Genomic DNA, 20,732 nt, shown 5'->3' on the forward strand with positions numbered 1-20,732 from the left:
CATGTTCAACCAAGACAACAAGAACCTGATCCTGGCCATCGCGCTCTCGGTCGCGGTGCTCATCGGCTGGAACTATTTCGTGGGCGGGCCGCAGCTCGAGAAGCAGCGTCAGGCTCAGCCGACCGCCGGCCAGCAGGCGGGTCCGACCGTCCCGAGCCCGGCTCCGCGCGAAGGTCAGCCCTCGACGCCCAATCCGGCGACCTTGCCGGGCAATGCGGCCGCCCCCGCTGCCGAGACGCGTGAGACGGCGCTTGCGCGCTCTCCGCGCGTCCGGATCGACACGCCGGCCCTCGTCGGCTCGATCGCGCTCAAGGGCGGGCGCATCGACGACGTCTCGCTTCGGAAGTACCACGAGACCGTCGACGACAAGAGCCCGCTCATCGTGCTGCTGTCGCCTTCGGGCAGCCCTACACCCTATTACGCCGAGTTCGGCTGGGTCGGCGCGGGCGCGCCGGCGCCGGACGCCCTCTGGACTGCGAACGGGGACGTGCTCTCCCCCGACCGCCCGGTCGAGCTCAGCCACGACAACGGCGCCGGCCTCGTCTTCCGACGCCGCCTCCAGGTCGACGACAAGTTCATGTTCACCGTCCAGGATACGGTCGAGAACAAGGGCGCGGCCCCCGCGACGCTCTATCCGTACGGCCTCGTGTCGCGCCACGGAAAGCCGCCGACCCAGGGCTATTACGTCCTGCACGAGGGCATGATCGGGGTCGTCGGCGACCAGGGCCTGCAAGAATACGGCTACGCCACCCTCGACAAGGAGGGCGTGATTCCCGGCCAGACGACCCGCGGCAAGGTCTGGAACGGCGTGACCGGCGGATTCCTCGGCATCACGGACAAGTATTGGGCGGCAGCCGTCCTGCCCGACCAGGTACAGCCCTATCAGGGCAGCTACACCTCCCGCCAGGAAGGGCCGACCTTCATCTACCAGGCGAATGTGCTGTCGGACGCGAAGACGATCCAGCCCGGCGCGACGGCGGACATCACGCAACGGCTGTTCGCGGGCGCGAAGGAGGTCCAGCAGGTCGACCGCTACGAGACCGCGCTCGGCATCAAGAAGTTCGATCTGCTCATCGACTGGGGCTGGTTCTACTTCATCACCAAGCCGATGTTCAAGGCGCTGGACTTCTTTTTCAAGATGTTCGGCAATTTCGGCGTGTCGATCCTGCTCGTGACCGTGATCCTGAAGGCGTTCTTCCTGCCGCTCGCCAATCGATCCTACCGGTCCATGGCCAAGATGAAGGCCGTGCAGCCCGAGATGGTCGCCATCCGGGCGCGCTTCAAGGACGACAAGGTCAAGCAGCAGCAAGAGATGATGGCGCTCTACAAGCGCGACAAGATCAACCCGGTCGCCGGCTGCTGGCCGATCCTGATTCAGATCCCGGTCTTCTTCGCGCTCTACAAGGTGCTGTTCGTCACGATCGAGATGCGGCACGCGCCGTTCTTCGGCTGGATCCGCGATCTCGCGGCACCCGACCCGACCTCGCTCTTCAACCTCTTCGGCCTGCTTCCCTTCACGGTGCCGGAATTCCTGCATATCGGCGTGTGGCCGCTCGTCATGGGCGTCACGATGTTCCTGCAGATGAAGATGAATCCGGAGCCGCCGGATCCGGTCCAGAAGGCCATGTTCTCCTACATGCCGCTGATTTTCACCTTCATGCTGGCCTCCTTCCCGGCCGGACTGGTGATTTACTGGGCCTGGAACAACCTGCTGTCCGTGAGCCAGCAATATGTCATCATGCGGCGGAACGGCGTGAAGGTGGAGCTGTGGGACAACCTTCGGGGCATGTTCGCCAAGAAGCCGGCCCCGGCCAAGGGATGACCGACCCGTCCAGTGCGCCTCATCCGCTCCTGCCGGCGAAAGCCGGCACCCTAAACGCCTGGACCCCGGCTTCCGCCGGGGTGAGCGGTCCGTTCATCGGGCAATGACGCTGGATCAACCTGACCTAGATCCGGACCTCGTCGAGGCGGGACGCAAGCTGTTCGCGGGCGAGGCCGGGTTCTTCTGGGCGGCGAGCAAGGCCGATGGCCTGCCGCCGATGAAGGGCCTCGAGATCGCCTTCGCGGGCCGCTCGAATGTCGGCAAGTCGAGCCTGATCAACGCGCTGACCAACCGCAATGCGTTGGCCCGGACCTCCCACACGCCTGGCCGGACGCAGGAGCTGAATTTCTTCGACCTCGCCGGCCGCCTCACCGTCGTCGACATGCCGGGCTACGGCTATGCGGCGGCCGGGAAGGACAAGGTTGCGGCCTGGACGCGGCTCATCAAGGTCTACCTGCGCGGCCGGGCCAATCTCGGCCGGGTCTATGTGCTGATCGATTCCCGGCACGGGCTGAAGGACAAGGATCTGGACGTCCTGAACCTGCTCGACGTCGCGGCGGTTTCCTACCAGGTCGTGCTGACCAAGTCGGACGAGCCGAAAGCGGCCGAACTCGAACGCCGGATCGCGGACACGCAGGCGGCCCTCGCCCGACGGCCCGCCGCCTTCCCGCTGGTCCGGCCAACCTCGAGCCGCACGGGCGAAGGCATCCCGGAGCTGCGGGCCGACATCGCGACCCTGCTGGTCGATCGCGAGGAGCGCGCGTGACCGGGCCCGCGGAGCGGGTCTTGCTCGCTCTCGGCGCGCTTGCGGGCCTGCTGGGTGTCGGGCTTTCGGCTGCAGCGGCCCACATCTCGGGCGGCGGTAGCCTGGAGACGGCTTCCCGGTTCCTGCTCGTCCACGCGCCCGTGCTGCTGGTCCTGGCCGCGCTGATCGGGCAGGCCCTCGTCCATCGCGGTCTCGGCCGGATCGCGGGCGCCGGGATGGTCCTCGGGCTCGCGCTCTTCTGCGGTGACCTTTCGGTCCGGGTTCTTCTGGGCGTCGCGCCCGTTCCGATGGCGGCCCCGATCGGCGGCAGTGTGCTGATGCTGGCCTGGGCCGTCCTGATCCTGGCGCCTTTCCTGCGAAATCGGCCGAGCTGAAGCCGGGACGCGGCGTGGCTGCCGATGCTATAGCGGCCGCCCTTGCTCGCTCTCTCTGGAGCCCGTCCCGGTGTATGACCGTGATCTCGACCGCAACCCGGCCAATTTCCAGCAGCTGACGCCGCTCGGCTTCCTGGAGCGGGCCGCGGCGACCTTCCCGGACCGCATCGCGATCGTGCATGGCCGGATCCGGCGCTCCTATGCCGAGTTCTACGCCCGTTCGCGCCGGCTTGCCTCGGCCTTGGCGAAGCGGGGTATCGGGCGCGGCGACACGGTCGCGGCCATGCTGCCGAACACGCCCGCGATGCTGGAATGCCATTACGGGGTGCCCATGACGGGCGCCGTCCTGAATGCGCTGAACACCCGGCTCGATGCCGCCGTGCTCGCCTTCTCGCTCGGGCATGGCGAGGCGAAGGTCCTGGTCACCGACCGCGAATTCGCACCGGTGATGAGGGCCGCGCTCGCCGACGCGCCGGTGACGCCGCTCGTGATCGATGTCGACGATCCGGAATATGCGGGCGACGGGGAGCAGCTCGGCTCGATCGATTACGAGGATTTCCTCGCCGAGGGCGACCCGGACTTCATCTGGACGCCGCCTGCGGACGAGTGGGACGCGATCGCGCTGAACTACACGTCGGGGACGACGGGCGACCCGAAGGGCGTCGTCACGCATCACCGAGGGGCCTACCTGTCGGCGCTCGGCAACATCCTGGCCAGCAACATTCCGCGGGCGCCGGTCTATCTCTGGACGTTGCCGATGTTCCACTGCAATGGCTGGTCCTTCCCTTGGACGATCTCGGTCCTGGCCGGGACCCATGTCTGCCTGCGGCAAGTCCGGGCCGGGCCGATCTTCTCGCTCATCGCCGAGCATGGCGTCACCCACATGTGCGGCGCGCCGATCGTGATGTCGGCCCTGATCGGCGCCTCCGCCGAGGACCGGAAGCCGCTACCCGGGCCGGTCTCCTTCATCACGGCCGCCGCTCCGCCGCCAGAAGCCGTGCTCGCCGGCATGCGGGAGGCCGGGTTCGACGTGACGCACGTCTACGGGCTGACGGAAACCTACGGGCCCTCGGTCGTGAACGAATGGGATTCTGCCTGGGACGCGCTGCCGGGTCCCGAACAGGCGGCCCGGAAGTCGCGGCAGGGTGTCCGCTACGTGGCGCTCGACGGTCTCGACGTGCTCGACCCGGAGACAATGCAGCCGGTTCCGGCCGACGGCGCCACGATGGGCGAGGTCATGATGCGCGGCAACATGGTCATGAAAGGCTATCTCAAGAACCCGCGCTCCACGGCGTCGGTCTTCGCCGGCGGGTGGTTCCACTCGGGCGACCTCGGGGTCAAGCATGCCGACGGCTACGTGCAGCTGAAGGACCGCTCCAAGGACATCATCATTTCGGGCGGCGAGAATATCTCGTCGATCGAGGTGGAGGAGGCCCTCTACAAGCATCCCGCGGTGGCCGCGGCAGCCGTGGTCGCAAAGCCGGACGAGAAATGGGGCGAGACGCCCATCGCTTTCGTGGAGCTGAAGGCCTCCGAGATGGTGTCGGCCGAGGAACTCATCGGTTGGTGCCGGGCGAATCTCGCCCATTACAAGGCGCCGCGCCACGTCGTCTTCGCCGAACTGCCGAAGACGTCCACGGGCAAGGTACAGAAGTTCCGCCTGCGGGAGATGGCCAGAAAGATCTAGCGCGAGCCAGGAGGCTTATGTCGGGTTTGCGTCCTTCGAGGCCCCGCTTCGCGGGGCACCTCAGGAGGAGGAGCGAGGTGGAATCTCTCACGTCCTCATGCTGCTGAGGTGCGAGCCTCGAAGCACGCACGCCATTCGGCAGAGGCTCGGAGGTCTCCCGAACGACCGCTAGTGGAGCTTCTCCTCGGGCTTCCTGAGCCTCGACAATTCGTCCTTAAGCTGCAGCTTCCGTCGCTTCAATTCGGCGAGTTTGACGTCGTCTGTTGCCGGGTGGGAGGCGGCGGCCTGGATTTCACGCTCCAATGCGTCGTGCTTGCGTTCGAGTTCGGCCAGATGGTTCTGCAGCGCCATGAAGGTCTCCTCTTCCGTCTCCGGACCAAGCAATCTGAGGCCGGACTGGTTCCGTATGACCGTGGCATCCCGTCGCAGCTTGACGTGCGGCCGAGCTTGTCGCCTATCCCGGATGGCCGGCCGCCGGGACCATGCGCGGCTGCGCCTCGGGAGCCGAGATGGGGCCGGAACTCGACCAGGATAACGGGCCGGGCACGCTCGAAGCGGAGCTCGCCCGTCTGAAACAGGAGCATCGCGATCTCGACGCCGCGATCGAGGCGCTCGAGCAGAACGTGGCCGGCGACCAGCTTCAGATCCAGCGGCTGAAGAAGCGCAAGCTCGTCCTGCGTGACCGAGTCTCCTTCATCGAGGACGAGATCACCCCGGATATCATCGCCTGAGCGACGCTCGCCTTGCAGGGCGGCGCGCTCGCCTCTATCGGCAGCGCTCCCGCGCGGGATACCCGCCCCTCAACCGAAGCCGGATATGCCGCCGCCTGTCGCCATCATCATGGGAAGCCAGTCCGACTGGACGACCATGCGCCATGCGGCCGAGACGCTGGACGCGCTCGCGATCCCCTACGAGGCCCGTATCGTCTCCGCGCACCGCACCCCCGAACGCCTCTTCAGCTTCGCCAAGGGCGCCAAGGCGGCCGGCTTCAAGGTCGTGATCGCGGGCGCCGGCGGGGCGGCGCATCTGCCCGGCATGACGGCCGCGCTGACGCCGCTTCCGGTGCTCGGCGTACCGGTCGAGTCGAAGGCGCTGTCGGGCCAGGATTCGCTCCTCTCGATCGTGCAGATGCCGGCCGGGATCCCGGTCGGGACACTCGCGATCGGGCGTGCGGGAGCGGTCAACGCGGCCCTCCTGGCTGGCGCCATCCTGGCGCTCGGGGACGAGGCGCTGGCCGCCCGGATCGAGGCCTGGCGTGACCGGCAACGCGACGCCGTCGCCGAGCGTCCGGCGGATACGGAGCCTCCTGCCCATGGGTGAGGCCCGAATCGCGCCCGGCGCGACCCTCGGCATTCTGGGTGGAGGTCAGCTCGGACGGATGATCGCGACGGCCGCAGCCAGCCTCGGCCTGAAGACGCATGTCTTCTGCCCGGATACGGGCCCGGCCTTCGATGTCGCGGCGGGCCGGACGGTCGCGGCCTACGAGGACGAGGATGCGCTGCGACGCTTCGCGGCCGCGATCGATCTCGTCACCTACGAATTCGAGAACGTGCCGGGCCGCACCGCCGAGATCCTGGCCGGCCTCGTGCCGCTCCGCCCCAATGCCGCCGCGCTCGCGACCGCGCAGGATCGACTCGCTGAGAAGCGTTTCGCGGCCGGGCTCGGCATTCCGACGGCCCCGTTCCGGGCGGTCGAGAGCGAGGCGGACCTCACCGAGGCACTCGAGGCCCTCGGCACGCCGGCGATCCTGAAGACGCGGCGCTTCGGCTATGACGGCAAGGGCCAGGTCCGCATCCATGCGGGCGACCGGCCGGGCGAGGCCTATGCCCATCTCGGCGGCGCGCCGGCGATCCTGGAGGGCTTCGTCCCCTTCACGCAGGAGATCTCGATCGTGGCCGCCCGAAGCCCGGACGGGGCCTTCGCCGCCTACGAGCCCTGCCTGAACGAGCACCGGAACGGCATCCTGAACGTAACCCGCCTTCCCGCCGGCATTCCGCCCGGGGTCGAACGGCGGGCTGTGGAGGCCGCCGAGGCGATCGCGGCCTCGCTCGACTATGTCGGGGTGATCGCGGTCGAGATGTTCGTGGTCGGGGACGACATCGTCGTGAACGAGATTGCGCCCCGGGTGCACAATTCCGGCCATTGGACGATCGAGGGCGCGGAAACCTCGCAATTCGAGCAGCATGTCCGGGCGGTCTGCGGCTGGCCCCTCGGCGCCACGACCCGGCTCGGCCGTGTGGAGATGCGCAACCTGATCGGCGACGAGATCGAGGGCTGGGCCGCGCTCCTCGCGGAGCCGGGCGCCCATCTGCACCATTACGGCAAGGCGCGCGCCCGGCCCGGCCGCAAGATGGGCCATGTCACGCGGGTCTCACGGTAGGGACGGCCGCCCGTCATTCCGGGCGCGGTGCTGCACGCAGTGCTGCGCCGCTGACCCGGAACCTACGGCTTGCACACCCGTGGACCGCTTCCGTCGTGGCTCGCTTCCTTGGGTTCCGGGTTCCGCTGCGCGGCCCCGGAATGACAGGGGTCTCTTTCAGGCCCGCGGGAAATAGGCCTCGAGCACCCGGCGATAGATCGCCGTCAGCCGATGCAAGTCCTCAACCATCACCCGCTCATCGACCGCATGCATCGTCTGGCCGACAAGGCCGAACTCGACCACCGGGCAATGATCCTTGATGAAACGGGCGTCCGACGTGCCGCCCGTCGTCGACAAGACGGGGCTGCGCCCCGTCTCGGCTTCGACGGCCCCCCGCACGAGGTCGACGAAGTCGCCGGGCGGGGTCAGGAAGGCGACGGAGTTGGTCGGATCGAAGACAAGGTCGAACGCGGCGTCCGGGCCGGCTGAGCGCCGGAGCCGCAAGCCGATCGCGAGGCTTTCGGGGTCCCAAAGATCGTTGAACCGGATGTTGAAGACGGCGCGGGCCTCGGCCGGCACTACGTTGGTTGCCGGATTACCCACATCCAGCGTCGTCCATTCCAGGTTCGAGGCCCCGAAATGCGCCGTGCCGCCGTCGAGCGGCTCGGCCGAGAGCGCCGTCACCATCCTGGCCAGGATCGGGATCGGGTTCCGGGCAAGGTCCGGATAGGCGACATGGCCCTGCCGCCCCCGCACCGTGAGCCGGCCGGTGAGCGAGCCGCGCCGGCCGATCTTCGCCATCTCGCCGAGGGCGCTCGGATTTGTCGGCTCGCCCAGGATGCAGGCATCGAAGCGCTCGCCGCGCTCCTTCGCCCATTCGAGGAGCTTCACCGTGCCGTTCACGGCCGGCCCCTCCTCGTCTCCGGTGAGCAGGATAGCGATCGCGCCGCCGAAGCTCGCCCCGCGCTCGCCCGTGAAGCCGATCGCGGCCGCCAACATGGCCGCGACGCCGCCCTTCATGTCGACCGCGCCTCGCCCGTAGAGCCAGCCGTCCTCGACGACCGCGCCGAACGGGTCGTGCCGCCATGCCGCCGCGTCGCCCGGAGGCACCACGTCGGTATGGCCGGCGAAGACGAGGCAGGGCGAGCCGGAGCCGAACCGGGCGTAAAGGTTCGGGATGTCGGGCGTGCCTGGGGCCGAGAAGACCGGTAGGTCGACCTCGAACCCGGCCTCGGCGAGGGCTTCGGCGCAGACAGCCAGCGCGCCGTAATCGGCCGGGGTGACGGAGCGGCAGCGGATCAGGGCCTGGGCCAGCGACAAGGGGTCGGGAAACATGGCCTGTGTGTCCGTCAAGCCGTCCGGGACTTCAACCCGGGAGCGCCATCGTACCGAACCCGGCAAGGCCTGAACCGATCGAAGCCCTGCCGCTTACCCGTCGAACACCCCTGGTTGCTGCCGAGGCGTCCCATGCTCCGTATCGCCCTCACCACCCTCCTGGTCGCATCCGCGGCGCTGCCCGCGGTCGCGCAGATCGAAGGCTCCAGCGTCGCCATGACCTGCCGTCAGAGCGCCGGGCTCGTTCGCGCCCGGGGCGCCGTTGTCCTCGGGACGGGCGGCCAGACCTATGACCGCTTCGTCTCGGACCGTCGATTCTGCCAGGTGACGGAGCAGGTCCGCCCGGCCTTTGCGCCGACGCGCGACGATCCGGCCTGCCTCATCGGCTATACCTGTTTCGAGCCGAGCAACCGCTTCTCGGACGATCTCTGAGCGCTTGGGCTCTCAATCCCGCAAGAGTTCGTTGATGCTCGTCTTCGAGCGCGTTTGCGCGTCGACCCGCTTCACGATCACGGCGCAATAGAGCGAGGGACCGGGAGAGCCGTCCGGCAGGGGCCTGCCCGGGAGGGCGCCCGGCACCACGACCGAATAGGGCGGCACGCGGCCCATGAAGACCTCGCCCGTCGCGCGGTCGACGATCTTGGTCGAGGCGCCGAGATAGACGCCCATCGACAGGACCGAGCCCTCGCCGACATGCACGCCCTCGGCCACCTCGGAGCGGGCGCCGATGAAGCAATGGTCCTCGATCACCACCGGATTGGCCTGGAGCGGCTCGAGCACGCCCCCGATGCCGGCGCCGCCCGAAATGTGGCAATTTTTCCCGATCTGCGCGCAGGAACCGACGGTCGCCCAGGTGTCGACCATCGTGCCCTCGTCGACATAGGCTCCGAGATTGACGAAGGACGGCATTAGGACGACGTTCGGGGCGATATAGGCGCCCCGCCGCACGATGCAGTTCGGCACCGCCCGGAAGCCTGCGGCCCGGAAGCGGTTCTCGCCCCAGTCCTCGAATTTCGACGGCACCTTGTCCCACCAGGTGGCGCCGCCAGGCCCCCCCGGGATCGGGCCCATGTCGGTGAGCCGGAAGGACAGGAGCACGGCCTTCTTCAGCCATTGGTGGACCTGCCACCCGCCATCGCTTTTCGCGGCGACTCGGGCCTCGCCCCGGTCGAGGAGGTCGAGCACCTGCTCGACCGCCTCGCGAACCGCGCCCTGCGTTGAGATGCCGATCTCGGCCCGGTTCTCCCAGGCGGCATCGATCGTCGTCTCGAGGTCGGTCGTGGTCATGGGCGGCCTTCTGCATTGCTCGGCCCGTCGCTTAGCAAGGGGCGCCGGGCCTGTCATGGCCGCCGGTTCTACATCCGGAAATCGGCGCCGAGATAGAGGCGGCGGACCTCCTCGTTGGCGATGATCTCCTGCGGCGTCCCTTCGGTCAGCACGCGCCCGGAATGGATGATGTAGGCGCGGTCGGTGAGGGCCAGCGTCTCGCGCACATTGTGGTCGGTGATGAGCACGCCGATGCCGCGCGCCTTCAGGTGGTGGACGAGATTCTGGATGTCCCCGACCGCGATCGGGTCGATGCCGGCGAAGGGTTCGTCGAGGAGCATGAAGGAGGGCTGGCCGGCCAGCGCCCGGGCGATCTCGCAGCGACGCCGCTCGCCGCCGGAGAGCGCGATCGACGGCGATTTCCTCAGGCGGGCGATGTCGAATTCCTCGAGTAGTTGCTCGAGCTTGCGCTCGCGCTCCTTCCGGTTCGGCTCGACCACCTCGAGCACGCCCCGGATGTTGTCCTCGACGTCGAGGCCGCGAAAGATCGAGGCCTCCTGCGGCAGGTATCCGATCCCGAGCCGGGCGCGGCGATACATCGGCAGGCCCGTGATGTCGTGGCCGTCGAGGCTGATCCGGCCGCGATCGGCCCCGACGAGTCCCGTGATCATGTAGAAGATCGTGGTCTTGCCGGCCCCGTTCGGCCCGAGCAGCCCCACCGCCTCGCCCCGTCGCAACCCGAGCGATGCCTCGTTCACGACCTTGCGGCCCCGGTAGCTCTTCTCGAGGCCCCAGACGGCCAGGATCCCCGGGCCCCCGAAATTCGCGGCCTCTCGCTTCTCCGCGCGGCGGCCGAACAGGCCCCGCGAGCGGACCGGGCCATCGGCAGGCGGGCCCGCCTGCGCGGTCGCGGCGAGGCCATCGTCGGCGGTCTCCGGCGCGGAGCGGCCTCGGGAGAAGAATTTCACGGAGAAGGGTCCGGGCAGGGTTCGGCGGACGGGATAGGCCTCGCCCGGTCGCCGCGCAATCGCAGGCGGGTCAGCGCGGCTCGCGCTTGGGCTTGGCGTCCCTGCCCTTGTCCTTATCCTTGTCGCTACCTGGCACGATCAAGGCCCGCACGCGTCCGCCCTCGACGTTGGCGACCCCGGTATTGAGGTCGTAGGCGACGCGCTCGCCGCGGGTCACGTTCGGGCCGTCGCTCAGGGCCGCGTTGCCGATCAGGAACACCTTGTTCACGATGCGGTCGAACTCGGCGCGATCGCCGGTGGCCGTCTGCGTCTTCGTCGTGATCGTGACCGGGCCGCGGCACTCGATCTTACGGATCGCGCTGTCGTTGCCGAAGGAGCCGCCCGACGGCGCGGGCGTGCGGGGCTGGCCGCCGGTCGCGGCTCCCGCGCCGGTCGCGGCTCCCGCGCCCGTCGCGGCTCCCGCACCCCGGTTCGCCTCGTAGAACACGTTCATCGTCGTGCATTTCATCGTGGTCTCGCCCTGCACGGCGATCACGTTGCCGGTAAAGACCGCCCGGCCTTCCTTGTCGAAGACGTCGAGCCGGTCGGCGTCGATCGCGATCGGGTCCCTGGACGAGCCGACATCCCCGAGACCGCGCGCCGTCTTGCTCTGCGTCCCGCTCGGATTGGGGGCGGCGGCCGCTGCCGCGGCGCTCATCGTGAGCGCGACCGCAAGCGCAAGGCGCGAGGCGGCCGACGCAGCGCCGCCGGCCGACTTTGCCCCATTCATGGGCGTGCGCCCGCCTCGGCCTGGGTGATCTTCGAGGGGGCGGTGTTCGGGGCGGCTGTCCGGGCCGCTCGGCTCGCCTGATCGGGCCCGGGGATCAGCTTCGCCCGGACGCGTCCGGCGAAGACGAGCGTCTTGCCGTTTTCCGACATCTCGAGCCCCTCGGCCTCGATCTGCATCGTCGGGGTCGTGATCTTCACCGGCTCCCGCGAGACGGCGCTTCCGGTCTTGAAGTCGACCGAGGCCGATCGCATCAGGATCTCTTCGCCCTTCTCGGTCCAGATCCGGATGCTGTCGGAAAGGTCGAGATGCTCCTTCGACGTGTCGAAGATACCGGCCTTCGACACGAGATTGGCCATCCCGCCCGAATCGTCGACGGCGAGCTTCGCCTTCATGTCTTGCAATTCGATCACGTTCGGCTTGCGGACGTCCTGGAAGGCCGCGGTCGCGGTCACCTCATAGGGCCGATTGTCCTTGCGGAAGCCGGTCAGGCGCGGGCTCTCCATCGCGATCTTGGAGCCCTGCATGGAGACGGGTCCAAGCGTGAGGCCTGAAATGCGGCTGAAGGGGTTGAAGATGCTCCCGAGGGCCACGGCGCCGACGACCACGACCGACCCGACGGGAATGGCGATTTTCAGGAACCGGACCATGACCGAATGGCGTCGCGCGGCCGCGAAGGAGCGGCTCCGGGGCGAGCCCGGCGAGGTCAGATCCTGAGACGCGAAGGCCGACCGCGAGCCGCTCACCGGGAAGTCCCGTCGATTGATGACACCTGCTCGTCGCGCGGCGCCATGGCGAAGTTGTGACCGTCGCCATTGGACAGAGGCCGCGGGCCTCGTCAACTATGCGCGAAGATGTCCTGTTCGGCCCAGCCGAGGAGGTCGAGCCGGGCGCGGGTCGGCAGATAGCCGAAGCTGTCCGCGGCCAGTCCGGTCCGGCCCTCCCGGGCCAGCATGGTGTCAAGCCGCACGACGAGAGCGTGCAGGTGAAGGACGTCGGAGGCGGCGTAGTCGAGCTGCGCCTGGGACAGGGTCTCCGCGCCCCAATCGGAGGATTGCTGGGCCTTCGAGAGATCGATCCCGAGAAGCTCGCGAACGAGATCCTTCAGCCCGTGGCGGTCGGTGTAGGTCCGGACGAGCTTCGAGGCGATCTTGGTGCAATAGATGGGGTCGGGCATCACCCCGAAACGGTGCAGGAGCACGGCGAGATCGAACCGGGCGAAGTGGAAGATCTTGAGGATCGCCGGGTCCCCGAGCACGCGCCTGAGATTCGGGGCGTCCTCGCTCCGTCCGATCTGGACGACGTCCGCTGTGCCGTCGCCCCGCGAGATCTGCACGACGCAGAGCCGGTCGCGGAGCGGCTGAAGGCCGAGCGTCTCGGTATCGATCGCGATCGACCGGCCCGGCTCGTAATCGGCGGGCAGGTCGCCCCGGTGCAGGCGAACGGTCATGATCTGCTGTCGGCTGGAGAGCGTCCGGGCTTCTACGGCCCGGCCGCGAGCGCTGTCCAGTCGCGCCAGGTCGCTGCTCCGCGCCGGCGCGGCGAACCGGCCGGCGGCTCGGGTCAGGCCTGCCGGGCGATGATGCGGTCCTTGATCGCGTCATAGACGTTCTGGGGCAGGATCTTGCGCCGGGTCAGCTCGTCCTTGCCCTTGTAGGGCCTGCCCTTGATGATCGCCTCGGCCCGAACCGGCCCGATCCCCGGGAGGACGTCCAGCTCTTCCTTGGTGGCGGAGTTGAGGTCGATCAGCTTCGCGGCCGGCGTGGTGGCCGGCGCAGCCGCCGGAGCGGGAACCGTCGTAGCGGGCCGGGTCGCCGGCGAGGCCGGAGTGCTGGTCTGTGGTGCCTGGGCCGAAACGAGGCCTGCCGTGAGGAGAGCCGTCGCGAGAGCGAGACCGCGAATCGATGCCGTGATCATGTCTTCACCTCATTGCCGCGCAGGTCGGTATCGATCCCTTACACACGCAACCTGAACCGCTGCCGACGATCCGTGCCGCCTTCCAGTCCCGGATCATCCGGAGCGCGCGGGACCGGGAAGATCACCGGCTCGGGCTCTCGCGAGGCGCCGCGAGCGGCCTGATTTGACCCGTTCGGCGCGGAGGTTCTGGCGGCGTTGGATCCCGCCGAGGGCCGCTCCGGTATCGCGGGTGCCTCGGGTTTGGCCGGCTCCAGCCTGGACGGCGCCGCGCCGCGGGACGGTCCGGCGCTGGACGAAGGGGCCGGGTCCTTCGGGGTCTCGGGTCCGGGCGCCTCGTCTCCCTGCCGCGACGCGGAAACCACCGGCTTCGATCCTCCACGCGAGGCGCTTTCGGGCATCTTCGGCGCGGTCGCCAATGCGGATGACGGCTTCGCCGCATCGGTCGTCGCCGCCGAGCCGTCGGGCTGCGCGGTGGACGGAGCCACTCCGATAGCGGATGGCTTGGCCGCCTCGCTTTCCGGCTGCGGAGCGCTCGCAACAGAGACGGGCGAGGCGGTCCCGCCCTGTTCGGAGCCGCCCGCGGTAGGCGGTTCGACGACCTCAGGCCGCGCTCCGGCAGCAACTTCCCCGGACCGAGTCTCCGCCCCGCGCGGCCCGGAGCCGCGCGTAGGCCGCGCGAGCTTCAGCGCGGGCAGGTCCTCGGGTGCATCCGGTTCGGGCGGATCGAAGGTGATCTCGTCCCGCTCCATCGAGGCACCGAGTGTTTCGGCCGGCGTCTCCCAGCGGAACGCGTCGAGGCGACCCGTGACGGGCGACACGGGTGCCCAGGTCTCGGAGACGAGGCCGTCGGCGATCCAGGCCTTGTCGCGCGGCGCACGGGCGGCGCGGGCCAGCCATTCGCGGGCTCCGCCCGAATTGCCGCCGCGGCCTTCGATCTCGGCCATCATCATGCAGAGCCGGACCGTCGGTCGGCCCTCGTCCTCGAGGAGCGGGCGCAGAACCTCGCGGGCGCGGGGCAATTCGCGGGATTCGATCGCGGCCCGGGCGATGGCGAAGCGCGACTCGCCCGACCAGCTCGACAGCCTCGCCAGCGTCTCGGCCCGGTGCAGCCGGTCCGTGGCGGAATCGCCCGGCCGCAGGTTGAGATAGGCGGCGGCGAGCTCCGGATGCGGCATCGCCGTCCAGGCGGTCTCGATCGTCTTCGCGGCGCGCTTGAGGTCGCCGCGGCGGGACAGGAGCCGGGCCGCGAGCCCGGCTGCCGGAACGAGGTCAGGCGCAAGCTTCACGGCCTGCTGGGCGGAGGCGAGCGCACCATCGGGGTCCCGCGCCTCCTTGGCCATGGCCTCGGCGGTGAGCAGCACGGCCCGCTGCCGGCGCGACGTCGTCCGGTCGACGAGTCCGAGCGAGGTGCGGCGCTCGACCATGCGGACCGCGCCGGTCCAGTCGCCGTCGGTCGACAGGCCTTCGAGCACGGCGTCGCTCGCCCAGCCGATCGCGGGCGCGATCCGGGCCGCCTCCTCGGCATGGCGGCGGGCCGCCTCGAGATCGCCGCGGCGACGGGCCTCGAGATAGAGGCCGCGCAGGCCGAGGATGCGGGTCTCGGGCTTCTCCGACATATCCCGGAAGGTCGCCTCGGCGGCCTCGCGGTTGCCTGAGGCCTGTGCCGCCTGCGCCTTGAGGAGGAGCGCCAGCGGGTCGTTGCCGAGCAGCTTTTCCGCCTCCGAGGCATGGCGGCGTGCGGCCGTGATGTCGCCCGCGCCCACGGCCACGATGCCCCGGGAGAGCGAGGAATAGCCCTTCGACTGCCGGCGCCGCTTGCGAGCCCGCCCGACCGTGGTCGGGAGGGTGAAGACGTAGCGGATCGCGCCGAGGATGAGGGAGAGCAGGATCGCGGCCGCGAGCAGACCAACCACTCCGACGGCGAGAGAGGACGAATATTCCCGTCCGGCCCAGGTGACCGCGATCGTTTCGGGATTGTTCGCCAGCCACACCGCGCCATAGGCCGCGAGGCAGATCAGGCCGAGGAAGACGAGGGCGCGCCACATGGCGGTTGGGGCTCCTGGAAAGGCGGGCGGGCGACGGAGGCGGGCTCCGGTCGCCCGTTAAAGGGGACACATGAGGCTGCGGGCGAACCGAAGTCCACGCCCGCCGCGTCTCATCGGGCGGTCGCGGTATCGAGCGAGGCGAGGGCGGCGCTGGAGATGCTCTTCGCGGCCTGATCGGCCGCCACCCGAGTCTTCAGCCGAGAGCCCCAGTCGGAGGACATGGCCTTCGCCTCGTTCGGCAGTTGCTCCCAGGCTGCAGCCGCTGGTGCGAGCGACCCGCGGGCGAGCGAGGCCTCGATCCGGGCGACGAGGCCCGGCAGGTCGCTGCCGCTTCCGTCGCCGACAGCTCGGACGGTCACGACCCGCTCGAAGACGCGCCGCACCCGGTCCCACCAAGTCGCGGCGGGTCCCTGCGGGACGGCGGTCATCCTCTCGGCGAGCGGCTTGAACTCGGCGGCCAGAGTGTCGGAGGAGGGGGCCGGTGCGTCGGTGAAGGGCCTCAGCGCCGCGAGCGCGGCCTCGTCCGCCCCGAGGCGGCCCAGCGAGGCTAGGACGGCTCCGAGCGGCGCGCCGCTCCGGAGCGCCTCATCCAGCCGGCCGGAGACCACGACCCGGAGGCCCGCCTGGACCGCCGCGGGCGACAGCTTGGCGAGGTCGCCGGACACGCGCCCGAGATCGCCCGACAGGGCGGCGAGCCGCTTTTCGGCCTCGGCCGAGCGGGCATCGAGGGCCCCGGTGCCGGTCTTCAGGGCCTGGACGTCCGCCTGGACCGCGCCGACCCCCCGCTGCAGGCCCTGGAAGGCCTCGGTCCCCTTGGCGACGGCCTCGCCGAGACGCCCGTCGACGCCGTCGAGCTTCGTCCCGAACTGGCCGAGGGCGGCGGCATTGCCGCGGGCCTGTTCGGCGCTTTCGTCGAGCCGCCGCGTCAGCGCCGCGACGGTGTCGCGGAGGGAGGTGTCCGGCGCGGCGCTTGCTCCGGCGGCGGCCGGACGGTTCAGAGCTTCGCCAACCTGTTTCGAGGCCGCATCCGCAACGGCCCGGGCCGCCCGCGCATCTTCGGCCGCCTGGCGGAGGCCGCTCTCCACCGCCGCGAGCCTCGGCTCGAGCGGAGACGGGCCGGCTGCCGTCGTTCCAGTGGGCAGGGCCGCCACCCGGCTTTCCAGCGCCGCGACCCGCGCCGCCACGGCATCGTCCTGCCGAGCGGGCAGGAGATAATGCTGTGCGCCGAGCGAGAGCCCGGCCCCGACGAGGCCGCCGATCAGCCCGGCCGAGACCAGGCCGCCGGCTCCCCGTGCGGGGGTCTTTTCAGGGGTCGAAGTCTGGATGGGGTCCGGCTTCCGGCCTGCCGGGGCGGCGCCCGCCACGGGTCCGGTGGCCCCGCTGGCGGAGCTTGGGGCTCCGCTCGGCGTCGCGCCCGGTCCACTCCCTGTGCCGGAAGGCTTCGAACCCGCCGACGCTGCGGCGGGTGCTGCCGCGCTTGCCTCGGGTATTCCGGACGGAGCCGTCGAAACCTTGGCCGAGCCGGGTGGCGTCGAAGCGGGCCGGTCGGAGGCTGAGGAAGCACTCGCGGACGCGGCGCCGACCACGGCCGAAGAGGTGGAGGCCGCGCTCTTCGCCGCGGAGCTTTGCGGCGGCGTCGGGGTGATTTTCGCGCCGGCTCCCGACGTCGCGACGGACGACGCGCCCGCGGCCGGAATGCCGGATCCGCCGGTCGGCTTCGGCGCGGTCGCGCTCGGGGCGACCGGCCCGGGCTTGAGGGCGTCGGGCTTCGTGGACGAGGCTCCGGTGCCCGCCGGTGCCTTCGGACCTCCGGCTCCGCCCTCCGCGGTCTTCTTCGGAGCCGGTTCGCCGCCGGCGGCTGATGAGACCGGCCGGATCGCACCCGCGCCTTCCCCCGGCGCCCCTTTCGGGTCCGGATTGCCTGGGGCAGCACCGGCCTCGGCCGCCCTCGGCGCGTCCGAGCGGCGGAACTGCCCTTCCGGCAGGTCGATGGTCGGCGGCTCTCGGCGGAGAGGGTCGGGTCGTCGCGTCTCGCTCATCGTGGCCGATCGTTCTTGACGTTTCGCAACGGGGGGATCGTCGGAATCGTTCCTTGTCTAGCATTCGGTCGGGCCGGCGCGCGAGCCCGACGCGACGCCGCATCGGCAGCGAGGCCCTCAAGCGCCTCGAAGATCGCATCCTCGGTCGGCTCGTTCGCGATCGCGATCCGGGCGGGACCGAGCTCGGAGAGACCGCGCGCTGCCTCCGCCGAGATGCAGATCTGCGCGGCCCCGAGGAGCGCCTCCGACAGGCCATAGGTCTGCGCGAGTGTGACCAGCGTTTCGGCGCTCCGCCGCGAGTAATGCAGCACCGCGTCGACCTCTCCGGCATCCAGGCCAGCGATCACCGGCTCGGGCAACGTTTCGGCGGCCTCGGCCGCGTAGACCTCCCAGGTCGTAACGGCGTAGCCGGCCGCCTCGAGAGAGCGATCCGGTTCGGTATGCCGGTCGCGTCCGGCGAGATGCAGCAATGTGGCGCCGGCTCTGACTTGGCCGCTGATCAGCCGGGCGAGACCGAGGCCGTCGCCTTCCGCGGAAGAGATGACACGGTCGAAGCCGCCTTCTTGAAGGGCCCGGGCGGTGCGGGGCCCGACTGCGAAGACCGGGAGGCGGCCGAAGCGGCCATGCCAGGCCATGGCGGCCGGAACCGCATTCGCGCTCGTGAGGATGAGGGCCGCGGGGTCCACGTCCGGCGGCTCGGTTCCGGTCGGCTCGATCGCCAGCATGGGCGCGGTTAGGGCGGTGTGGCCGAGTTCCTCCAGGCGCCGGATGCTATGCCGAGCCTGGGCTTGCGGTCGGGTGACCAGGACCCGCATCCGAGACTCCGTCACGACGCCTCCCGCGGAAGGCTCCAGCTTCCAGGCGGGCCGGCAAGCTTTCCAGCCATCGGCCCGCACCGTATAGGCGGAGGACCCTCTCCTGCGAAGGGGCGAAGCTGCGAATCGCCCGGGCCCCAACCATGCCGCCGCCTCTCCGTGTCCTCGGCCTCGAGACGACCTGCGACGAGACCGCCGCGTCCGTCGTGGCGCTCGGCGAGGATGGGCGTGGGCAGATCCTCTCGAACGAGGTCCGGAGCCAGCATGCGGAACACGCGGCCTATGGCGGCGTCGTCCCCGAGATCGCCGCCCGGGCCCATGTCGAGGTCATCGACGGCATCATCGTCCGGGCGTTGGAGCGGGCCGGTATGACGCTGGCGGAGCTCGACGGGATCGCAGCCGCCGCCGGCCCGGGTCTCATCGGCGGCGTTCTCGTCGGTCTCACGACGGCCAAGGCCCTGGCGCTCGTCGCCCGAAAGCCGCTGCTGGCGATCAACCACCTGGAGGCACACGCTCTCACGCCGCGCCTTACCGACGGCGTCGGCTTCCCCTACCTCCTCCTCCTTGCTTCCGGCGGCCACACCCAGCTCGTCGCGGTGCGGGGCGTCGGCGATCATCTGCGGCTCGGCACCACCGTCGACGACGCGCTGGGCGAGGCCTTCGACAAGGTCGCGAAGCTGCTCGGCCTCGCCTATCCGGGCGGCCCCGAGGTGGAGCGCGAGGCCGAGCGCGGCGATCCCGAGCGCTTCGCCCTGCCGCGGCCGATGCTCGGGCGCCCGCGTCCAGACTTCTCCTTCTCGGGCCTCAAGACGGCGCTCCGGCTCGAGGCGGAGCGCGTCGCGCCCCTGACCCGGACCGACGTCGCCGACCTTTGCGCGAGCTTCCAGGCTGCGGTCGTCGACACCGTGGTGGACCGCACCCGCGTCGCCTTGCGGGCCTTTCGCGAGAGCGTCGGCCATCCGACCGCGCTCGTCGCGGCCGGCGGCGTGGCGGCGAACGGCCCGATTCGGCGGGCGCTGGCGCGGCTTGGGGCCGAGGCCGGGCTGCGGCTCGTCGTGCCGCCGCTCGCGCTCTGCGGCGACAACGGCGCCATCATCGCCTGGGCCGGGATCGAACGCCTCCGACTCGGCCTTGTCGACGACATGACGGCCCCGGCCCGGGCGCGCTGGCCGCTCGCCGAACTCGACAGGGCCGGCGCGGCACAGCCGTGAGCGCCGAGGCCGAACTCCGGGCGCGCTGGCGAAGCCTCGTCGGCGAGGTCCTGCCCGAGGCCGCGCGGGGCCGGCGGGACTGGCCCGTCGCCCTCGACCATTGCTTCGCCCGCATCCTCCTCGACAATGCCTGCGGGCGGCCCTGGCGCGAGGTCGTGCCGCCCCCGGCCTGGCGCCATATTGCCCCGGACCGGCTCGCCGAGGCCGTTGCCATCGGCGAGGCGGTGCTGACCGGAACGGCCGATCTCGCGGCCCTGAACCGGCGCTCGCTCGCGTTGCGGGGCAAGGCTGTCCCGGTCCGGGAGGCTGGGCCCTCGTGAGGACCCTGGACACTGTCGCAGTGGTCGGGGCCGGTGCATGGGGTACCGCACTTGCGAATGCCGCGGCTCTGGCCGGACGTCGCGTCCTCCTGTGGATGCGTGACCCGGAGATGGCAGCCGCGCTCGCGGCGTCGCGGGAGAACGCGCGCCGCCTCCCGGGCATTCTCCTTCACCCGAGCGTGGAACCGACCGCGGACGCGACCCGCCTGGGAGAGGCGGACGCCACCCTCCTGGTCGTTCCGGCCCAGGTCGTCCGACAGGTCTGCGGCGAGATCGAGTCCCGGCTTCGACCCGGTTCGCCGCTGGTCGGCTGCGCCAAGGGTATCGAACGCGGGACGGGGCTCTTCATGAGCGAGGTGGTGGCGGAGATGCGCCCCGGAGAGCCGGTCGGAATCCTGTCCGGGCCGAGCTTCGCTCCCGATGTCGCCCGCGGGCTCCCCACCGCCGTGACGCTCGCCTGCCGGGATGCCGTGCTCGCCGCCCAGCTCGCCGCGTCCCTCTCCGGCCCGTCCCTCCGGGTCTATCACGGCTCCGACCTGCGCGGTGTCGAGATCGGCGGCGCGGCCAAGAACGTACTGGCCATCGCGGCCGGGATCGTCGCGGGTCGCGGCCTCGGCGAGAGCGCCCGGGCGGCGCTCGTGGCGCGCGGCTTCGCCGAACTCATGCGCTTCGCTGCCGCGCTCGGCGGACGGCCCGAGACGCTGATGGGCCTCTCAGGCCTCGGCGATCTCGTCCTCACCTGCGGCTCGGCGCAGTCCCGGAATTTCGCCTTCGGGATCGACCTCGGCCGGGGTCTTGCGCCGGCGGCGGCCGGCGGCGGCCGGCTCGCGGAGGGCGTGTTCACGGCCGACGCCCTCATCGGGCTCGCGCGCGCGAGCGGGGTCGAGATGCCGATAGCGGAAGCCGTCGCGGCCATGCTCTCCGGGCAGCTCTCGGTGGACGAGGCCTTCGCGGCCTTGATGACCCGACCGCTTCGGTCCGAAGTCTGACGCCGGGCGTTGAGCCGCGACCGGAAAGATGCATGCTTCGCTCGGGAGCGGGA

The 20,732-nt window shown here is 70.4% G+C and carries 23 protein-coding genes; 12 read left to right on the plus strand and 11 right to left on the minus strand.

Features of this window, described 5'->3' with window-relative positions; translation table 11 throughout:
- Window position 1: 1 nt before the first annotated feature.
- From yidC to ACFE87_RS05520, 4 genes are all read left to right on the plus strand, one after another.
- A complete protein-coding gene (yidC, locus tag ACFE87_RS05505) occupies window positions 2–1,822 on the plus strand; it encodes a membrane protein insertase YidC (RefSeq protein ID WP_375458613.1) in 1,821 nt (606 codons plus the stop codon).
- A gap of 103 nt (window positions 1,823–1,925) precedes the next feature.
- Window positions 1,926–2,588 carry a ribosome biogenesis GTP-binding protein YihA/YsxC gene (gene yihA, locus ACFE87_RS05510; protein ID WP_375458614.1) on the plus strand — a complete coding sequence of 221 codons (663 nt, stop codon included), beginning with the start codon at window positions 1,926–1,928 and terminating at the stop codon, window positions 2,586–2,588.
- Window positions 2,585–2,962 (plus strand): DUF423 domain-containing protein, encoded by a 378-nt coding sequence (locus ACFE87_RS05515; RefSeq protein WP_375458615.1) that lies wholly within the window; start codon window positions 2,585–2,587, stop codon window positions 2,960–2,962. The genes yihA and ACFE87_RS05515 overlap by 4 nt, the downstream gene beginning before the upstream one ends.
- Before the next feature lie 70 nt (window positions 2,963–3,032).
- On the plus strand, window positions 3,033–4,649 hold the full coding sequence (locus tag ACFE87_RS05520; protein WP_375458616.1) for an acyl-CoA synthetase: 1,617 nt from the start codon (window positions 3,033–3,035) through the stop codon (window positions 4,647–4,649).
- Window positions 4,650–4,817: 168 nt separating this feature from the next.
- Here the strand turns inward: ACFE87_RS05520 and ACFE87_RS05525 are convergent, their stop codons facing one another.
- A complete protein-coding gene (locus tag ACFE87_RS05525; protein WP_375458617.1) occupies window positions 4,818–5,000 on the minus strand; it encodes a YdcH family protein in 183 nt (60 codons plus the stop codon).
- A 158-nt stretch (window positions 5,001–5,158) separates the two neighbouring features.
- Here ACFE87_RS05525 and ACFE87_RS05530 point away from each other — a divergent pair, with 158 nt between their 5' ends.
- The 3 genes from ACFE87_RS05530 to ACFE87_RS05540 all read left to right on the plus strand — a co-directional run bounded on the left by ACFE87_RS05530 (window position 5,159) and on the right by ACFE87_RS05540 (window position 7,029).
- Entirely contained in the window at window positions 5,159–5,380 is a 222-nt protein-coding gene (locus ACFE87_RS05530; protein ID WP_375458618.1) for a YdcH family protein, read from the plus strand.
- 85 nt (window positions 5,381–5,465) lie between these two features.
- Window positions 5,466–5,969: a 5-(carboxyamino)imidazole ribonucleotide mutase gene (gene purE / locus ACFE87_RS05535; RefSeq protein WP_375458619.1), complete on the plus strand. Its 504-nt coding sequence runs from the start codon at window positions 5,466–5,468 to the stop codon at window positions 5,967–5,969.
- Entirely contained in the window at window positions 5,962–7,029 is a 1,068-nt protein-coding gene (locus ACFE87_RS05540; RefSeq protein ID WP_375458620.1) for a 5-(carboxyamino)imidazole ribonucleotide synthase, read from the plus strand. Before purE ends, ACFE87_RS05540 begins: the two co-directional genes overlap by 8 nt.
- A gap of 156 nt (window positions 7,030–7,185) precedes the next feature.
- Here the strand turns inward: ACFE87_RS05540 and dapE are convergent, their stop codons facing one another.
- A complete protein-coding gene (gene dapE, locus ACFE87_RS05545; RefSeq protein WP_375458621.1) occupies window positions 7,186–8,343 on the minus strand; it encodes a succinyl-diaminopimelate desuccinylase in 1,158 nt (385 codons plus the stop codon).
- Between the two features lie 132 nt (window positions 8,344–8,475).
- Between dapE and ACFE87_RS05550 the strand changes: the two genes are divergently transcribed.
- A complete protein-coding gene (locus ACFE87_RS05550; protein WP_375458622.1) occupies window positions 8,476–8,775 on the plus strand; it encodes a hypothetical protein in 300 nt (99 codons plus the stop codon).
- A gap of 12 nt (window positions 8,776–8,787) precedes the next feature.
- Here the strand turns inward: ACFE87_RS05550 and dapD are convergent, their stop codons facing one another.
- From dapD to ACFE87_RS05590, 8 genes are all read right to left on the minus strand, one after another.
- Window positions 8,788–9,630, minus strand: a complete 843-nt coding sequence (gene dapD / locus ACFE87_RS05555; RefSeq protein WP_375458623.1) for a 2,3,4,5-tetrahydropyridine-2,6-dicarboxylate N-succinyltransferase — start codon at window positions 9,628–9,630, stop codon at window positions 8,788–8,790.
- A gap of 68 nt (window positions 9,631–9,698) precedes the next feature.
- Window positions 9,699–10,469 carry an LPS export ABC transporter ATP-binding protein gene (lptB, locus tag ACFE87_RS05560; protein WP_375458705.1) on the minus strand — a complete coding sequence of 257 codons (771 nt, stop codon included), beginning with the start codon at window positions 10,467–10,469 and terminating at the stop codon, window positions 9,699–9,701.
- Between the two features lie 178 nt (window positions 10,470–10,647).
- Window positions 10,648–11,346 carry an LptA/OstA family protein gene (locus tag ACFE87_RS05565; protein WP_375458624.1) on the minus strand — a complete coding sequence of 233 codons (699 nt, stop codon included), beginning with the start codon at window positions 11,344–11,346 and terminating at the stop codon, window positions 10,648–10,650.
- Complete coding sequence (gene lptC, locus ACFE87_RS05570) at window positions 11,343–12,089, minus strand: LPS export ABC transporter periplasmic protein LptC (RefSeq protein WP_375458625.1); 747 nt, start codon at window positions 12,087–12,089, stop codon at window positions 11,343–11,345. Before lptC ends, ACFE87_RS05565 begins: the two co-directional genes overlap by 4 nt.
- A gap of 92 nt (window positions 12,090–12,181) precedes the next feature.
- Window positions 12,182–12,793: a ribonuclease D gene (locus ACFE87_RS05575; protein WP_375458626.1), complete on the minus strand. Its 612-nt coding sequence runs from the start codon at window positions 12,791–12,793 to the stop codon at window positions 12,182–12,184.
- Between the two features lie 113 nt (window positions 12,794–12,906).
- The gene (locus ACFE87_RS05580) at window positions 12,907–13,260 is read right to left on the minus strand and encodes a ComEA family DNA-binding protein (RefSeq protein WP_375458627.1); all 354 of its coding nucleotides are present in this window, start codon (window positions 13,258–13,260) and stop codon (window positions 12,907–12,909) included.
- Window positions 13,261–13,298: 38 nt separating this feature from the next.
- On the minus strand, window positions 13,299–15,305 hold the full coding sequence (locus ACFE87_RS05585) for a heme biosynthesis HemY N-terminal domain-containing protein (RefSeq protein ID WP_375458628.1): 2,007 nt from the start codon (window positions 15,303–15,305) through the stop codon (window positions 13,299–13,301).
- A gap of 110 nt (window positions 15,306–15,415) precedes the next feature.
- On the minus strand, window positions 15,416–16,669 hold the full coding sequence (locus ACFE87_RS05590) for a COG4223 family protein (protein ID WP_375458629.1): 1,254 nt from the start codon (window positions 16,667–16,669) through the stop codon (window positions 15,416–15,418).
- A 148-nt stretch (window positions 16,670–16,817) separates the two neighbouring features.
- Here ACFE87_RS05590 and ACFE87_RS05595 point away from each other — a divergent pair, with 148 nt between their 5' ends.
- On the plus strand, window positions 16,818–17,363 hold the full coding sequence (locus tag ACFE87_RS05595; protein ID WP_375458630.1) for a hypothetical protein: 546 nt from the start codon (window positions 16,818–16,820) through the stop codon (window positions 17,361–17,363).
- On the opposite strand, the gene ACFE87_RS05600 is transcribed toward ACFE87_RS05595, so the two are convergent.
- Window positions 17,341–18,174, minus strand: coding sequence for a uroporphyrinogen-III synthase (locus ACFE87_RS05600; protein ID WP_375458631.1), 834 nt, complete (start codon window positions 18,172–18,174; stop codon window positions 17,341–17,343). The two genes, ACFE87_RS05595 and ACFE87_RS05600, sit on opposite strands and share 23 nt — an antisense overlap.
- Window positions 18,175–18,302: 128 nt before the next feature.
- Here ACFE87_RS05600 and tsaD point away from each other — a divergent pair, with 128 nt between their 5' ends.
- The 3 genes from tsaD to ACFE87_RS05615 are packed head-to-tail and all read left to right on the plus strand — an operon-like array spanning window position 18,303 to window position 20,679.
- Window positions 18,303–19,370 (plus strand): tRNA (adenosine(37)-N6)-threonylcarbamoyltransferase complex transferase subunit TsaD, encoded by a 1,068-nt coding sequence (gene tsaD / locus ACFE87_RS05605; RefSeq protein ID WP_375458632.1) that lies wholly within the window; start codon window positions 18,303–18,305, stop codon window positions 19,368–19,370.
- On the plus strand, window positions 19,367–19,690 hold the full coding sequence (locus ACFE87_RS05610; protein WP_375458633.1) for a GCN5-related N-acetyltransferase: 324 nt from the start codon (window positions 19,367–19,369) through the stop codon (window positions 19,688–19,690). Before tsaD ends, ACFE87_RS05610 begins: the two co-directional genes overlap by 4 nt.
- Window positions 19,687–20,679 carry an NAD(P)H-dependent glycerol-3-phosphate dehydrogenase gene (locus ACFE87_RS05615; protein WP_375458634.1) on the plus strand — a complete coding sequence of 331 codons (993 nt, stop codon included), beginning with the start codon at window positions 19,687–19,689 and terminating at the stop codon, window positions 20,677–20,679. Before ACFE87_RS05610 ends, ACFE87_RS05615 begins: the two co-directional genes overlap by 4 nt.
- Window positions 20,680–20,732: the final 53 nt, after the last annotated feature.

It is taken from the genome of uncultured Enterovirga sp. (assembly GCF_964242715.1).
In the GTDB taxonomy this organism is placed as follows: domain Bacteria; phylum Pseudomonadota; class Alphaproteobacteria; order Rhizobiales; family Beijerinckiaceae; genus Enterovirga.

Coding starts and splice junctions, on each gene's coding strand:
- yidC (WP_375458613.1), top strand. CDS start 2: ATGTTCAACCAAGACAACAAGAACCTGATCCTGGCCATCGCGCTCTCG.
- ACFE87_RS05575 (WP_375458626.1), bottom strand. CDS start 12,793: ATGACCGTTCGCCTGCACCGGGGCGACCTGCCCGCCGATTACGAGCCG.
- dapD (WP_375458623.1), bottom strand. CDS start 9,630: ATGACCACGACCGACCTCGAGACGACGATCGATGCCGCCTGGGAGAAC.
- ACFE87_RS05580 (WP_375458627.1), bottom strand. CDS start 13,260: ATGATCACGGCATCGATTCGCGGTCTCGCTCTCGCGACGGCTCTCCTC.
- ACFE87_RS05530 (WP_375458618.1), top strand. CDS start 5,159: ATGGGGCCGGAACTCGACCAGGATAACGGGCCGGGCACGCTCGAAGCG.
- ACFE87_RS05540 (WP_375458620.1), top strand. CDS start 5,962: ATGGGTGAGGCCCGAATCGCGCCCGGCGCGACCCTCGGCATTCTGGGT.
- ACFE87_RS05525 (WP_375458617.1), bottom strand. CDS start 5,000: ATGGCGCTGCAGAACCATCTGGCCGAACTCGAACGCAAGCACGACGCA.
- ACFE87_RS05550 (WP_375458622.1), top strand. CDS start 8,476: ATGCTCCGTATCGCCCTCACCACCCTCCTGGTCGCATCCGCGGCGCTG.
- ACFE87_RS05585 (WP_375458628.1), bottom strand. CDS start 15,305: ATGTGGCGCGCCCTCGTCTTCCTCGGCCTGATCTGCCTCGCGGCCTAT.
- ACFE87_RS05565 (WP_375458624.1), bottom strand. CDS start 11,346: ATGAATGGGGCAAAGTCGGCCGGCGGCGCTGCGTCGGCCGCCTCGCGC.
- dapE (WP_375458621.1), bottom strand. CDS start 8,343: ATGTTTCCCGACCCCTTGTCGCTGGCCCAGGCCCTGATCCGCTGCCGC.
- purE (WP_375458619.1), top strand. CDS start 5,466: ATGCCGCCGCCTGTCGCCATCATCATGGGAAGCCAGTCCGACTGGACG.
- tsaD (WP_375458632.1), top strand. CDS start 18,303: ATGCCGCCGCCTCTCCGTGTCCTCGGCCTCGAGACGACCTGCGACGAG.
- yihA (WP_375458614.1), top strand. CDS start 1,926: ATGACGCTGGATCAACCTGACCTAGATCCGGACCTCGTCGAGGCGGGA.